Below are 13405 nucleotides of genomic sequence, written 5' to 3' on the forward strand. Positions count from 1 at the left end.
GTATGTTTGAACGTTGAGATGTTTACTTTTAGGTGAATTATGAAATTGAGAAAAACATTACCACTTATTTTGCTGGGTTTAATAAGTCTGGCAGCCAGCGCACAGGATAATTACCTGGTTCCCAAAAGCTATTATTTACATAAAGGCAGTAAGCTGGAGGTTTATTTAGTGGCCGGCGAGCAATTTAAAGATGTGGATGAGTATAAATATGATGCCTCAAAAACAACAAAATTTATGTTGTATGATGATGGTAAAAAAATAAACCTGATGACTGCCGCAAAAGATAGCGCTTCGCCCGTGGTGAACACTATTGCAAATAATTCGGGTATGATTATGGTGGAGATGACCCGCAAGATTCCCCCGACGCCTATAGAGCACGATACTTATGCTAAATACCTGAACGATGAAGGCTTGGTTAAATTGGCCGAAACCGTTACCAACAGCAACCAATCCAGCTTTAGGGAAAAAAAGGTATGTTATATGAAAACCCTGGTAATGGTTGACAAAGCTTCGGGCGATGATTATGATAAACCATTGGGCCAGGAGTTTGAGATCGTCCTGAAGAAAAACCCTTATAAATTAAATTACGGTGACGATTTAACCGGTGTGTTATATTATAAAGGCAAGCCGCTTAAAGATGCCAGTATCGACCTGCTTTTAAAAACCGAAAAAGGCAATGTATATCCAGACAGAGTAACTACAGATGCTAAAGGTGAATTCTCTTTAACAGTAACGCGCGAAGGTGTTTATTTGATCCGCAGTGTGCGTACAGTGGCATCAACCAGTAACGATGCCGATTTTGAAACTATCCAGGCAGCTTATACTTTTCTATTCAATAGTGCCAACACCCGCACCAGTGATTTTAAAAGCTTTGGCTTAAGCGACAGGAACTAACAGCGCTTCCGGAAAAGCAGCGATGAATTAAAAATTATATCATATGCTTAAAAAAGGAGAACATATTGAAGGCACCCCTGTAGAATTGCAGGTACTTTTAGATAATGACACGGAGGCTAATATGTTTTTTGAAAGCCTGTCTAAATCATATAAACAGGGCTACTGCGATTGGGTGGGCTCTGCTAAGCAGGAGGAAACCCGAAAGGTGAGGGCTGATAAAGCTATGCTGATGCTGCGTAATAAACAAAAAACCTTGAAGACCTAATAGCGCTCTTTCCACACGCACTAAAAACCCATAACAATAAAGCACCGGTAATCGGACTTGTACTTTTACTTACTCTGTAAATTTATGGCAATAAAAAAGGGATGCAGGTATCATGCATCCCTTTTTCTAACTATTAACTGATCTTATAAAGAACTAAAATACGCTTTCATATATAAGACGTAGTAACTAATCAAATAGTTACACATTTTTTGAAAATATTTTTAAATACTTTTAATTACGGTCATATTGGCCATGGTTGGGTTTACGCTGCCTCCTCTTTTCTCTAATGTTACGGCAAACGCCTGCGGCTTATCAACCGGTTTCATCACTTTCATCATCTCAGACGAATCTGATTTAGCATCGAAAACACCCAGATCAACCGGCTTGCCTGCAACAATAGCCCAAAGCTGGTATTGGTGTTCGGCATCATTAGCAGGCAGGTTCATGGTGGCCATATCAATAATCACTTTCTTTTTTGTTGGGCTCCACGCAATGGCCATTGATGCCTTTGGTGTTTTACCGGTACCCGGCAAATGCATAATTTGATATGCCGTGTCACGAAAAACGGTCAATTGCTCATCCTGCATACTTACTGTTTTGCTGAAACGCTGGTTTTGCGTATTCAGCACCACCAATTGTTGATTTGATGCCTGTAGTTTATTATATACATTATACAAAGCCCCTACGCTTACCAGCAATAAAGCCAGGCAAGCGGCAAAGGCATATTTATAAATATTAGTTGGGCGCTGCTGCATGGCCACCACCGGCGTTTCGGGTGATGAAGGATTTTTTGTGCGGAATGTGCGGTCATCTGCCAAATTGGTAAGCATGCTGTTTAGTATCCTGTTGCGCAATTCGGGCGCCGGTTCAATTTCATGCTCGCCAGCAAATAATTCCATTGATCGCTCTATCTCAGCCAGCTCCGCCTTTATAGCCGGATGCTGCAGCGCCATTGCCTCTACCTGTAACTTTTCTTCATGGCTTAGCTCGCCGATAACGTAAAGTTCCAGGATCCCCGATTCGATATATGCTTTAACTTCTTCCACTTAATTAAAATGTTTCCTTAATTCCTGTATAGCCATTCTTAAACGTGTTTTTACAGTACCCAGGGGTATGCCAAGTTCATCAGCAACCTCTACATGTGTATAACCTTTAAAATAAACTAAATCAAGAATTGATTTTTGCTCGGGTCTTAACGTTTTGACCAGATCTTTGAGCCCGAGCAACTCTGGTTTGTAAGTTGTATTGCTTTGCTCGTCAATTAAATTTACGGTGTTTTCTAACTCTTGGTTTTTAGCCTGGTTCCTAAAGTCTTTAGATCTTACCTTATCAATAGATAAATTACGGGCTATGTTGACCATCCAGGTAAATAAACGGCCTTTTTCAGTGCTGTACCCATTAAACGATTGCCATATTTTAACAAATGTTTCCTGCAGGATATCCTCGGCAAGTTCTGTTTCATTAACAATACGCAAAATTACACCATATAGCGATGCGGAGTAGTTATCATATAATGCTTCAACAGCAAGCTTTTCACGGTTGCGTAACCCCAGCACCAATTCCTCTTCCGATAGCGATATTTTTCTGCTTTTACTCAACGAGGATGAATTTAGAAAGAATTTTTATATTTCAAACAAGTGTTTTTCTGCATGGTATGATGAGCGTACCAGTGGCCCGCTTTCAACATACCTGAAACCCATTTCAAGGCCAACTTGTTTGTAATAATTAAATTGATCCGGGTGTATCCAGTCAATAACCGGGTGATGCGCTTTAGTAGGCTGCAGATATTGGCCCAGTGTAAGTATCTGTACACCGGCGTTCAGCAGGTCCTGCATAGCTTCCAGCACATCCTCTTCTTTCTCGCCCAAGCCCAGCATTATGCCCGATTTGGTGCGTAAACCTGCGGCAGAAATGCGGCTCAAAGCCTCAAGGCTGCGATCGTATTTGGCTTGTATACGTACTTCGCGGGTTAAGCGGCGTACCGTTTCAAGATTGTGAGATACAACTTCAGGGCGTACCGCAATTACGCGGTCAAGGTTTTCCCAAATACCACGAAAATCGGGCAGCAGGGTTTCCAGCGTAGTCTCCGGGCTTTCGCGACGGATGGCATTGATGGTTTCGGCCCAAATAATGGAGCCGCCGTCTTTCAAATCGTCCCTGTCAACCGAGGTAATAACGCAATGTTTTACCTGCATCAGCTTTACCGATTGGGCTACACGGTTGGGCTCGTCCATATCAACAGCCAGCGGCCTGCCAGTGGCTACCGCGCAGAACGAGCATGAACGGGTACAGATGTTACCCAGTATCATAAACGTAGCTGTGCCTGCACCCCAACATTCGCCCATGTTGGGGCAGTTACCGCTTTCGCAGATGGTGTGCAGTTTATGTTCATCAACCAAACCGCGCACGTGCGCGTATTCTTTTCCTATCGGAAGTTTTACCCGCAGCCAATCGGGCTTGCGTTGGGTTTGGCTCACAGGAATTACCGGTAAATCGATCATTGCTGCAAATTTAGGTAAAAAAGTTTATACGGAAGCTTTAGTTAAAAAGGTGACTTACAAATGAAATGTGTGTGACTAGACCAAGACAATAATATTTTTATTTCTTTTCCTTAGCATTCATTGTCACCTGTTTGTTCACATCCCGGATATGCGTAAAAATATCTTCGGTGTTCTGATCGGCCAGCAGGATGTTGTAGTCCTTCCAAAACTCGGCGCCGGCATCACTGTCGTGCGCGTTAATGCTTTCGTGGCGCTTCAACTGTTTATCAAAAGACGATCCCGGCGCGGTATCCACTGCTGTTACCTGATAGTTGAATTTTACTTTAGCGGTCAGGTCGTAATTTACATTGGTAGTAGTTGTGCCTTTAATGTACAAATTATCATCGCCCACAACGTCAGACAACACCCACTTATCGCCTACTTTTTGATAGCCTACTTTGGTACGGTCGCGTTTCATGGTGACTTCTATGCCAGCCACACGGGTGAGTATACGGTCGGCAAAATTTCCCAGTAAACTGTTTTTCAATCCATCCGGACTTAACCCATAATCAAAGTACAGGAAAGCGTAGGTTTTCGTATCAATATAAAACTTGCCACGGTATGTACGGTCTTCCACACCGGGCTTTTCCTTAAATTGAAACTCAAATGCCGGGTATCCTTTAACATCAATAATGCCGGTAATTTCAAATTTGTGGTTTTTTATTCCTTCCTCGCTTAAAAAACCGCTGGCCGCCAGGTGGTTCACCACATCATAATTAAAAATGGTATTGGGTTTTTGGCTTAGTTCAAGCGAACGGAAATCGCGGTCATTTTTTTCGTCGCGGGCTTTTACCAATTTAAACAGGTCGGCGCGTTTATCGCCATAGCCAAAATTGTACACATCAAAAACTGCTTCCGATAATTCAAGCGGCTCGGTCCCATTGGCGGTATACATGCGGTAAAACCCACGCAGTACGTGCGGGTGGTTTATATAATTATCAGGAATACTGGCAATAGCTTTCGCTATCACCTTTAATGGGTCATGGTATTGAACAGTAACTTCCTGCAACTGTACATTATTTGTTTTAAGGCTGATAGTAAGCTGCTGACCATCACGTAAAGATTCCACCGGTAAGTATTGTGTTTGATAACCAATGGACGATATTTTAAGCGTATCCCTAATGTTGGCGGCAGGAATGATCAATACAAATTGGCCATTGCTGTTGGTTGCGGTGCCGGTACCCTTTCTGTCAATACCTATGCTAACCCCATTTAATGGTTGTTGATCCTCTGCTGCTTTAATCTTTCCCGTAATGCTTATCCCATTTTGGGCAAAGGCATAAACAGCAAATAGAACAAACCAAACTGAGAATATAGCGGCAACAAACTTAATTTTCATTGGGGTATCTTTAGTTTAATCATCCTAATTTACAAACAACATATAATAATGAGTTATAAACGCAGGTAATTTACTTGATACGAAGGCATTAACTTAGGGATTATTCAAAAAAAAAGCCCTTGCAGAATGCAAAGGCTTATATAATTTTCTCTATTATCTTATTTTAATTTCGTGCGCGCACCCTTATTGGCATTAGTTCCCGTCCGTTGTTGTCTTCACCACGTAAAAGGAAAATGGCAGCAATTAACAGCGCTATACCCGCTAAAGTACTGCGTTCACTTGGTTCAATTATTCCGCGTATTACTGCTACAAGGCCTGCTACCAACAACACAACCCCCGCCACAAACTGTTTAGTTAATTTCTTGTTCATAGTAGCTTTGTTTCAAATTTTAAGTAAGGTAGCTAAAATATAGCAATAAACAAACGTATTGAGTTACTTTTTTCTTAAAAACTCCGTACGCAATACAATGCTCATCCCATCAATTTTACAGTCAACCTCGTCCGGGTCATCAGTAAGGCGTATTTTTTTTACAGTGGTCCCTTGTTTAATGGTAGTGCCGCCGCCTTTTACTTTTAGGCTTTTTATTACAGTTACTGCATCGCCGTCTTTCAGGATATTGCCGTTACAGTCTTTAACAATTAATTCGTCCATTGCGCAAAGGTAGCCTTTTGAATTGGGCTTACAAATAACTCAGCCACCAATGTTTATGGCTTAGCTTATACTTCATATACCATCGACACGGGAAATACAGGATAACAATAATGGCAATCCAAACTAAATACACTACCGGCAAACTGAACCCAAACGGACCTGGCACCCCCGGCGCCTGTCGCGCTAATTGCTCTTTTGTTATACCGCTGGCAAGCGCACCAATAATTTGCGAACCATGTACCAAATAGATATGCAGGATATAATAGAAAAGCGGCACCCTGCCAAACACCACAAAAAAGCGGCTGACCCGGTTATCCGTCCTTTCTAATAAACCCAGGACCGTAATACATATGCCCAGTGTTATCAGCAGATAATCAAGCGATGGCGGGTATTTCTGCACCCTTATTACTGCCAATACATTCTTCCACCAAACCACCTGGTGCTGCCACGGAAACGGATCGCCATAAATATTGAACCCTCTTAATATTAAGAAAAGCAATACAGCACCCAGGCCAATCCTGATAAACAAAGCCCTGCGTTTATCCGGCGCCTGCTTAAACAGCGTACCGAAAGCATATCCCGCAGCCATTACGCCAACCCACGGAATTATGGGGTACAATATAAAAATCGATTCGTGCGGAGTGATCTGGTAAAAGTTCTGTTCGTGTAAAAACATCCAGAAAAATTTATAATGACCCCACGAATCGGACTTTACATAATCGAAGGCATTATGGCCAAATATTAATATCAAACCAAATAAGCCAACATATATAGGTTTAAGATATACCAAAACCGACAGGACGATCATACTCCAGCCAATGGCCCATATTACCTGGGCTAATATGTTATTAAATACCCCCGTAACCTGCCAGCCAAAACCAATAACAGTTAATTCCAATACCAGCAGCCAAATGCCCCGGCTCAGCATAAACAGGGAAGCTTCTTTTTTAGTCTTCTTTTTTGATAACGATAAAAACGCGCTGGTACCCGATAAAAACACAAATGCAGGCGCGCAAAAATGGGTGATCCACCGGGTAAAGAAATAAAAGACAGTTGTTTTGCTCAGATCCAGCGGATCAAAAGGCGCGTTAGAATAAAAATCGCGGACATGATCGAGCGCCATAATAACCATAATGATACCCCGAAGGATATCTATTGAATGTATACGCGCGTTTTGCTGTGGTAAGGCTGCTTCCATATTGTATTGTTATACATGAAGTTAGGGATTATTGCCATGAAAAGCAAATGGGCAGAGGCAAGCAAAAAAAAGCCTTCCGTAGTAACGGAAGGCTGTAATATTCATGCGGTTTATTTACTTGGCGGGATTGGCCCATCAACAGCGGGACGAGTATCGCGGTTAGCTAATTCCCAGCCCATAAAATAGGCATGCTGTGCACGTTTAGCTAGTAACGGGAAGTTGATCTTGCTTACCTCATCGCCAGGCTGATGATAATCGGCATGGGTACCGTTGAACCAGAAAACAATTGGTACGCCGTGCTTAGCAAAGTTGTAATGATCTGAACGGTAGTAGAAACGGTTTTTGTCGTTCAGGTCATCATATCTATAATCCAGTTTTAGATGGGTATAGGTATTGTTGGCATCTTCGGTAATTTGGTGCAGCGTGCTGCTAAGCATTGATGAACCAATAGGGAACACATAGTTAGCTGAATCCGGGTTGCCTTTGTAATCATCGCCAATACGGCCGATCATATCAATATTCAGGTCGGTAATAGTATTAGCTAACGGAAATACAGGATGGTCGGTATAATATTCAGAACCTAACAAACCTTTTTCTTCGCCAACATTACCCAGGAAGAGTATAGTACGGCGAGGGCCGTGGCCATCTTTTTGCGCTTGTGCAAATGCACGGGCAATAGTTAAGATACCGGTAGTACCCGAGCCATCATCGTCGGCGCCGTTATTTACTTTATCCTTTGCATCCGGTTGAAGGTTTAAACCAATATGATCGTAGTGTGCCGAGAAAACCAGGACTTCATTTTTCAGTTTTGGATCATTCCCTGGGATCATTGCCACAATATCAGCCGACATTACATCTTTTGATTCCGTGCCGAAAGAGGTATTAACACTGGCCTTAACGGTTTGCGACTGTGGAGAACCGCCATCAATAGCAGTTTTTAAAGCGGCGTAAGTTTTACCGCTGGCCTTTAGTAATTGGTGAGCAACATCGGTAGTGATATTTATGGTTACTACACCACCCATACCGCCACGACCAGGGGTTGCAGCCGCTCCCGCCTCTTTCCTAAGGGCAACAGCAGGTTTTTGGTACATAAAACGCGGGGCCATCTGGGCCACCATAGGGTTAGCAGCTAAGATCAACGCCGGTTCTTTCGCCATAATTGCACGCATACGCGGGTTCATCATACCACGGCCCTGGCGCCCGCCTGCCGGGGGAGTTACAGGAGCAGCGCCTGCAGCAGCAGGCGGGTTTTCGTTCATTACCAAAACTACCTTCCCCTTCAGATCGGCAGTTAACTCGGCATCTGTGCCATAACCTACATAAACAATCTCGTCAGCTGTAACGGTTTTAGCTGGTGACGAGCCAGCGGCATAAAAATCTTTACCCATAGTTAATGCTTTACCATTAACTGTAAATGAATTTACTTTAAAAGTACTTAAGGTTAAGGGTACATCTAAAAAGTACGACCCATTGTTAGCAGGCAGCAAGCCTAATTTTTTGTACTCGCCTGCTATATATTTAGCAGCCTTTTCAGCACCCGGCTGGCCTGTTTCGCGGCCTTCCATATCATCTGCTGCAATAACGCTTAATTGCATTTTTGCAAACTCAGGGGTGATCAGCTTCGAATACTTGATCGCGGTTTGATCGGGCTTTTGCTGGGCACAGGCAGCAGCCGATATGGCCATGGCTGTAACCCAAATTGCGGTTTTTTTCATTTTTTTTTGATCAGTTAATCCGCTATTTAGCGGCAATTATTTAGTTTGTTTTAGTTTTTTCTTTTTATCAGCAAGCCATTTTGTTAACCCGCGTGGCGTGCCTGCCGCCTTCAAATTCAGTTGAAAGGAATGTGCTTACAATCTCTTTTGCCATATCCAATGATATAAACCTGGCTGGAATACAAACAATATTGGCATTATTATGCTGGCGCGCCAATGCGGCAAGTTCGGTATTCCAGCAAATAGCCGCGCGGATGCCCTGATGTTTATTAGCAGTAATAGCTACGCCATTAGCACTCCCGCAAACCAGTATACCAAAATCGGCATTGCCGCTTTCCACCGCTGAAGCTACAGGGTGGGCAAAGTCAGGATAATCGACAGAGTCGGGCGAATATGTACCAAAGTCTTCTACTTCATTTTCCGGCAAACTATTGGCCAATGCCTGTTTATATTCAAAGCCTGCGTGATCAGACCCGATAGCGATTTTTACCCCTGTATTCATTATCTCAAATGTATTTAGAATTTATTGGCAACTAAAGTAACTATTTTGTTAGGAAGATGGGCCTGCCTGCTTAAAAATGCAGTTGCCTTAGCTTGAATGCTGCGAATTTTTAAACATTTATCCTATTCACTTGTCATATTTTCAAATAAATTAAAACTATGAAAAAGATGATCTTTGCAGTCGCTTTAGTATTAAGTGGCTTTGCAGTTAAAGTAGCCGATGCACAACTTAAAGTCAATTTTAATTTAAACATCGGGAGTCAGCCAGATTGGGGCCCGACCGGGTATGACCATGTTGAATATTATTATTTACCCGATATTGATGCTTATTATTATGTGCCCGGCCATCAATATGTATACCGGCAAAACAATACCTGGGTGCGTACCGCAACCCTGCCCCCCAGGTATCGTAACTTTGATGTGTATAACAGCTATAAAGTGGTAATTAACCAGCCCGAGCCCTGGCGCAACCAAGCCGCCATCCGTGCTAAATATGCCAGATATAAAGGCCAGCGCGGCAGGCAAACTATTATCCGCGACAGCCGCGATAACAAATACCGCAATCATTGGAAAGATGGTAGACATGACAATGGCCATGGCAACGATCACGGCCGCCCGGATAAAGGCAATGGGCACCATTAAAAAGTGCGTGTTAACGTTTATAAAAAAACGTCCCTCTTATCGGGACGTTTTTTTATCTATCTATCTTGTTACATACTCACCTAAACCTTTAAAATGTTGCTAAGTCCTATATATACAAAGGCGCAAGGCCTACCGGTAAAACAATTCAGACTAAAATTGCTTTTACTATCACTTAAAAACTAAAACTATATGAAAAAGTTAATTTTTGCAGCCGCACTATTAGTAAGCTGCACAGCCATACAGGTAGCACACGCCCAAATTGGGGTTAGGTTAAATTTAAACATCGGTAGCCAGCCCGATTGGGGCCCGGTAGGTTACGACCATGCCGATTATTATTACATGCCAGATGTTGATGCTTATTATGATGTCCCAGCACACCAATATGTTTATTATGAAAATAATGTTTGGGTGCACCGGTCAAGCTTACCGGCACGTTATGGTAACTATAACCCATACAATAGCTATAAAGTAGTAATAAACCGCCCCAACCCCTGGTTAAGGAACAGTTATTACCGCCAAACCTACGCTAATTATAGAGGCCGTCGGGACCAGGTGGTAATCCGCGATAGCAGGGATGCCAAATACCGTAACCATTGGAAGGATAATAACGGCTATGGCCGGGACGACCGACGCGATGACCATCATGACAATGGCAACCACTACGGCGACCGGAATCATGGCGGAGACCATGACAATGGTCGTGGACATGGAAACGGCCACGGGCATGGCCGCGATAATTAATATTTTACCAAGTTAATTTTGATAAAGAAAAGACCGTCCAAAATGGACGGTCTTTTCTTTTTATGCTTATTTATAAAGGTTTTTGTAGATGGCCTTTGCCCAAAAATCTCCTAAAATTATGGCGCCTTCTTTATTGGGGTGCAGATAAAATATGCCGTCCTGCCCGCTTTCATGTTGGAAGAATTGCTCGGCGTGTTTTTTGAAAAAGCCAAAAGCCTTCCTGTCGCCCCTAAATACTTGCCCCGGGTTAGTTTTGGCGTAGCTTTTCACTACTTTTTTTATCATCGGGAAATAGGTTTGTAAACGGTTAAGCCCTTCCTGCATATAGGTAGAATGGTTGTGGGTATTAGGGCTGTACCACGTAGGTTGCTGTATAATTACGTTACAGCCCGGAAAATCTTTCAGTAGCTGGTTAATAATTGCCTGCAAATTAGCCTGGTAGTTTTCTTTAGTTACAGGCGCACCGTTTGGCCCGTTCACCGCGCTATCATTAGTCCCTAAAATAATAGAGAAAACCAGCTGGGCGTTTTTATTGGTGAAGGCTTGTGCCGCAGCTTCAACTTTAGGGAAATCTTTATTTGTAGCGGGTAAAAAATCGACAGTTGTGTGGCCGCTATACCCCTGGTTTGCAAAATTAACTACCCCAACGCCCGCTTGCTGCATTAAATATTTCGCGGCTTCATTGGGCGGGGCCTCCGTTTTCCAGTCTTTTAAACCGGCACCATGCGTAATGCTGTTGCCAATAAATACAATGTTCAGGTCTTTTTTTGCAGTATCAGCTACCCGCGCCAGCACGGTTGTGGTGGCGATAAAACAAATGGCTAAAATTAGCAAAATGGGCCTTAAGGGGTTTTTCGATATCATATTACAGGTAAATCAGTAAAGTAAAACTATTGAAAATTAGCGAAACAACTCTGCTCTTTTGGCTTTCATGCCAATAACGTATTTTTGAGGCAGCATGTCTAATCGCCATAAATTATATTTCGCCTCCGATTTCCATTTGGGCACCCCCAGCTACGATTCAACCCGCGAACGCGAATTACGTTTGATACAATGGCTGGACAACATCAAAGTCGATGCTGCCGAAGTGTTTTTGATGGGGGATGTATTTGATTTTTGGTTCGAATACAAAACCGTGATCCCCAAAGGGCACATCCGTTTTTTTGGCAAGCTGGCCGAACTGGCCGACCTTGGTATTAAACTTTACTTTTTTAAAGGCAATCACGACATGTGGATGTTTGATTATTTTAAAAAAGAATTTGGCGCAACAATTATTAGTAACGAATTGATAATGGAGCGCACCGGCAAGAAGTTTTTCCTGCACCACGGGGATGGGTTGGGCCCTGGCGATAACTTTTATAAATTCCTGAAGAAATTTTTCCGCAGCAAATTTTGCCAGTGGCTATTTGCACGGCTGCATCCCAATTTTGGGGTAGGCATAGCGAATTATTGGAGTACCCATAGCCGCCTGGCTAATCAAAAAAAAGAGGTGGCCAAGCCCGGCGAGCAGGAATGGCTGGTAAAGTTTTGTAACGATACCTTACAAAGCACCTACTACGATTACATGATTTTTGGCCACCGCCACTTGCCATTAGACATTCAATTGAACGGACACAGCCGCTACATTAACCTGGGCGAATGGGTAAACTATAATTATAGCTACGCTGTATTTGACGGTGAACAACTTACGCTGCATCACCACGAAGGCCTGGAGTAAAACATGACGCCAGACAAACCATCTGCCAAGCCGATTTATTATTAAATTACGTACCTTTGTACACTTTTTGCGGAACTGTGTAGCAGTTAACGTGAATTGGTTTTTAAAATATTATGTTAGATAAATTAGAACTGATATATCAACGCTGGAAGGATGTTGAAGCTGAACTAAGCAGCCCTGATGCGATGGCTGATATGAAACGTTTTGCCCAGCTAAACCGCGAGTATAAGGATTTGGGTAAGATTGTGGACGAGTACCACATCTATCGCAACATCATGTCCAATATAGATAGCAGTAAAGAGATTTTGGCTACCGAAAAGGATCAGGAATTTCGCGAGATGGCCCAAAGCGAACTGGACGAACTATTAGTTCAGCGCGATGAAAAAGAGGAGCAAATACGCCTGATGCTGATCCCTAAAGATCCGGAAGATAGCAAAAATGCCATAGTGGAAATACGCGGCGGTACTGGTGGCGATGAAGCCGCCCTTTTTGCCGGCGACCTTTATCGCATGTATATGCGCTATTGCGAAAAACGTGGCTGGAAAACCGAATTGGTTGATTATACCGAAGGCACCAGTGGCGGCTACAAAGAAATTGTATTTAATATCCTGGCCGAGGATGCTTATGGTACTATGAAATATGAGTCAGGTGTACATCGCGTACAACGTGTGCCTGATACAGAAACGCAGGGCCGTGTGCATACATCAGCCGCGACAGTGGTGGTACTGCCAGAGGTTGACGAGTTTGATATTGATTTACAGGTAAGCGATATCCGTAAAGACCTGTTCTGCGCCTCGGGGCCAGGCGGGCAATCGGTAAATACTACTTATTCTGCGGTACGTTTAACGCACATTCCAACCGGTGTAGTAGCCCAGTGCCAGGATCAGAAATCGCAGTTGAAGAATTATGACAAGGCTTTGCAGGTATTACGTTCGCGTGTGTATGAGATGGAACTGCAAAAACATTTGGAAGAGGTTTCTAAAAAACGCAAGACCATGGTATCAACCGGCGACAGGTCGGCAAAGGTGCGTACTTATAACTATCCGCAAGGCCGTGTTACCGAACACCGCATTGGCTTAACTATATACAATTTACCAAACGTAATGAATGGCGATTTACAGGAAATCCTGGAATCGTTGCAGTTTGCAGAGAATGCTGAAAGGTTAAAAGAGGGTACAGCAGCTTAACCGCTAATGCAATA

The 13405-nt window shown here is 43.1% G+C and carries 16 protein-coding genes; 6 read left to right on the top strand and 10 right to left on the bottom strand.

Annotated elements, in window-relative coordinates; all coding sequences use genetic code 11:
• The first annotated feature begins 39 nt into the window (after positions 1–39).
• Positions 40–894, top strand: a complete 855-nt coding sequence (locus IRJ18_RS18990; RefSeq protein WP_194107866.1) for a DUF4198 domain-containing protein — start codon at positions 40–42, stop codon at positions 892–894.
• 43 nt (positions 895–937) lie between these two features.
• Complete coding sequence (locus IRJ18_RS18995) at positions 938–1159, top strand: YdeI/OmpD-associated family protein (RefSeq protein WP_194107867.1); 222 nt, start codon at positions 938–940, stop codon at positions 1157–1159.
• A gap of 221 nt (positions 1160–1380) precedes the next feature.
• Here the strand turns inward: IRJ18_RS18995 and IRJ18_RS19000 are convergent, their stop codons facing one another.
• From IRJ18_RS19000 to rpiB, 9 genes are all read right to left on the bottom strand, one after another.
• On the bottom strand, positions 1381–2205 hold the full coding sequence (locus IRJ18_RS19000; RefSeq protein ID WP_194107868.1) for an anti-sigma factor: 825 nt from the start codon (positions 2203–2205) through the stop codon (positions 1381–1383).
• Positions 2206–2757 carry an RNA polymerase sigma factor gene (locus tag IRJ18_RS19005; RefSeq protein WP_194107869.1) on the bottom strand — a complete coding sequence of 184 codons (552 nt, stop codon included), beginning with the start codon at positions 2755–2757 and terminating at the stop codon, positions 2206–2208.
• Positions 2758–2781: 24 nt separating this feature from the next.
• Positions 2782–3660, bottom strand: a complete 879-nt coding sequence (gene lipA / locus IRJ18_RS19010; protein ID WP_194107870.1) for a lipoyl synthase — start codon at positions 3658–3660, stop codon at positions 2782–2784.
• 97 nt (positions 3661–3757) lie between these two features.
• A complete protein-coding gene (locus tag IRJ18_RS19015) occupies positions 3758–5038 on the bottom strand; it encodes a carboxypeptidase-like regulatory domain-containing protein (RefSeq protein ID WP_194107871.1) in 1281 nt (426 codons plus the stop codon).
• A 163-nt stretch (positions 5039–5201) separates the two neighbouring features.
• Complete coding sequence (locus IRJ18_RS19020; protein WP_194107872.1) at positions 5202–5408, bottom strand: hypothetical protein; 207 nt, start codon at positions 5406–5408, stop codon at positions 5202–5204.
• 63 nt (positions 5409–5471) lie between these two features.
• Entirely contained in the window at positions 5472–5690 is a 219-nt protein-coding gene (locus tag IRJ18_RS19025; protein ID WP_194107873.1) for a zinc ribbon domain-containing protein YjdM, read from the bottom strand.
• 28 nt (positions 5691–5718) lie between these two features.
• Positions 5719–6888, bottom strand: coding sequence for a DUF1624 domain-containing protein (locus tag IRJ18_RS19030; RefSeq protein ID WP_194107874.1), 1170 nt, complete (start codon positions 6886–6888; stop codon positions 5719–5721).
• Positions 6889–6998: 110 nt separating this feature from the next.
• The gene (locus IRJ18_RS19035) at positions 6999–8603 is read right to left on the bottom strand and encodes a M28 family peptidase (RefSeq protein WP_194107875.1); all 1605 of its coding nucleotides are present in this window, start codon (positions 8601–8603) and stop codon (positions 6999–7001) included.
• Positions 8604–8670: 67 nt separating this feature from the next.
• The gene (rpiB, locus tag IRJ18_RS19040; RefSeq protein ID WP_194107876.1) at positions 8671–9105 is read right to left on the bottom strand and encodes a ribose 5-phosphate isomerase B; all 435 of its coding nucleotides are present in this window, start codon (positions 9103–9105) and stop codon (positions 8671–8673) included.
• 158 nt (positions 9106–9263) lie between these two features.
• On the opposite strand from rpiB, the gene IRJ18_RS19045 reads away from it, so the two are divergent.
• Together IRJ18_RS19045 and IRJ18_RS19050 are read left to right on the top strand one after the other, a co-directional pair.
• Positions 9264–9746 (top strand): hypothetical protein, encoded by a 483-nt coding sequence (locus tag IRJ18_RS19045; RefSeq protein ID WP_194107877.1) that lies wholly within the window; start codon positions 9264–9266, stop codon positions 9744–9746.
• Positions 9747–9935: 189 nt separating this feature from the next.
• Positions 9936–10487, top strand: a complete 552-nt coding sequence (locus IRJ18_RS19050; RefSeq protein WP_194107878.1) for a hypothetical protein — start codon at positions 9936–9938, stop codon at positions 10485–10487.
• Positions 10488–10553: 66 nt separating this feature from the next.
• On the opposite strand, the gene IRJ18_RS19055 is transcribed toward IRJ18_RS19050, so the two are convergent.
• Entirely contained in the window at positions 10554–11351 is a 798-nt protein-coding gene (locus IRJ18_RS19055) for a GDSL-type esterase/lipase family protein (protein ID WP_194107879.1), read from the bottom strand.
• 94 nt (positions 11352–11445) lie between these two features.
• Here IRJ18_RS19055 and IRJ18_RS19060 point away from each other — a divergent pair, with 94 nt between their 5' ends.
• Positions 11446–12204 carry a UDP-2,3-diacylglucosamine diphosphatase gene (locus IRJ18_RS19060; protein WP_194107880.1) on the top strand — a complete coding sequence of 253 codons (759 nt, stop codon included), beginning with the start codon at positions 11446–11448 and terminating at the stop codon, positions 12202–12204.
• A gap of 113 nt (positions 12205–12317) precedes the next feature.
• Complete coding sequence (gene prfA, locus IRJ18_RS19065; protein WP_194107881.1) at positions 12318–13391, top strand: peptide chain release factor 1; 1074 nt, start codon at positions 12318–12320, stop codon at positions 13389–13391.
• Positions 13392–13405 lie beyond the last annotated feature (14 nt).

Source organism: Mucilaginibacter boryungensis, from assembly GCF_015221995.1.
Classification (GTDB): domain Bacteria; phylum Bacteroidota; class Bacteroidia; order Sphingobacteriales; family Sphingobacteriaceae; genus Mucilaginibacter; species Mucilaginibacter boryungensis.

Coding starts and splice junctions, on each gene's coding strand:
- IRJ18_RS18990 (WP_194107866.1), top strand. CDS start 40: ATGAAATTGAGAAAAACATTACCACTTATTTTGCTGGGTTTAATAAGT.
- IRJ18_RS18995 (WP_194107867.1), top strand. CDS start 938: ATGCTTAAAAAAGGAGAACATATTGAAGGCACCCCTGTAGAATTGCAG.
- lipA (WP_194107870.1), bottom strand. CDS start 3,660: ATGATCGATTTACCGGTAATTCCTGTGAGCCAAACCCAACGCAAGCCC.
- IRJ18_RS19015 (WP_194107871.1), bottom strand. CDS start 5,038: ATGAAAATTAAGTTTGTTGCCGCTATATTCTCAGTTTGGTTTGTTCTA.
- IRJ18_RS19020 (WP_194107872.1), bottom strand. CDS start 5,408: ATGAACAAGAAATTAACTAAACAGTTTGTGGCGGGGGTTGTGTTGTTG.
- IRJ18_RS19025 (WP_194107873.1), bottom strand. CDS start 5,690: ATGGACGAATTAATTGTTAAAGACTGTAACGGCAATATCCTGAAAGAC.
- IRJ18_RS19030 (WP_194107874.1), bottom strand. CDS start 6,888: ATGGAAGCAGCCTTACCACAGCAAAACGCGCGTATACATTCAATAGAT.
- IRJ18_RS19035 (WP_194107875.1), bottom strand. CDS start 8,603: ATGAAAAAAACCGCAATTTGGGTTACAGCCATGGCCATATCGGCTGCT.
- rpiB (WP_194107876.1), bottom strand. CDS start 9,105: ATGAATACAGGGGTAAAAATCGCTATCGGGTCTGATCACGCAGGCTTT.
- IRJ18_RS19045 (WP_194107877.1), top strand. CDS start 9,264: ATGAAAAAGATGATCTTTGCAGTCGCTTTAGTATTAAGTGGCTTTGCA.
- IRJ18_RS19050 (WP_194107878.1), top strand. CDS start 9,936: ATGAAAAAGTTAATTTTTGCAGCCGCACTATTAGTAAGCTGCACAGCC.
- IRJ18_RS19055 (WP_194107879.1), bottom strand. CDS start 11,351: ATGATATCGAAAAACCCCTTAAGGCCCATTTTGCTAATTTTAGCCATT.
- IRJ18_RS19060 (WP_194107880.1), top strand. CDS start 11,446: ATGTCTAATCGCCATAAATTATATTTCGCCTCCGATTTCCATTTGGGC.
- prfA (WP_194107881.1), top strand. CDS start 12,318: ATGTTAGATAAATTAGAACTGATATATCAACGCTGGAAGGATGTTGAA.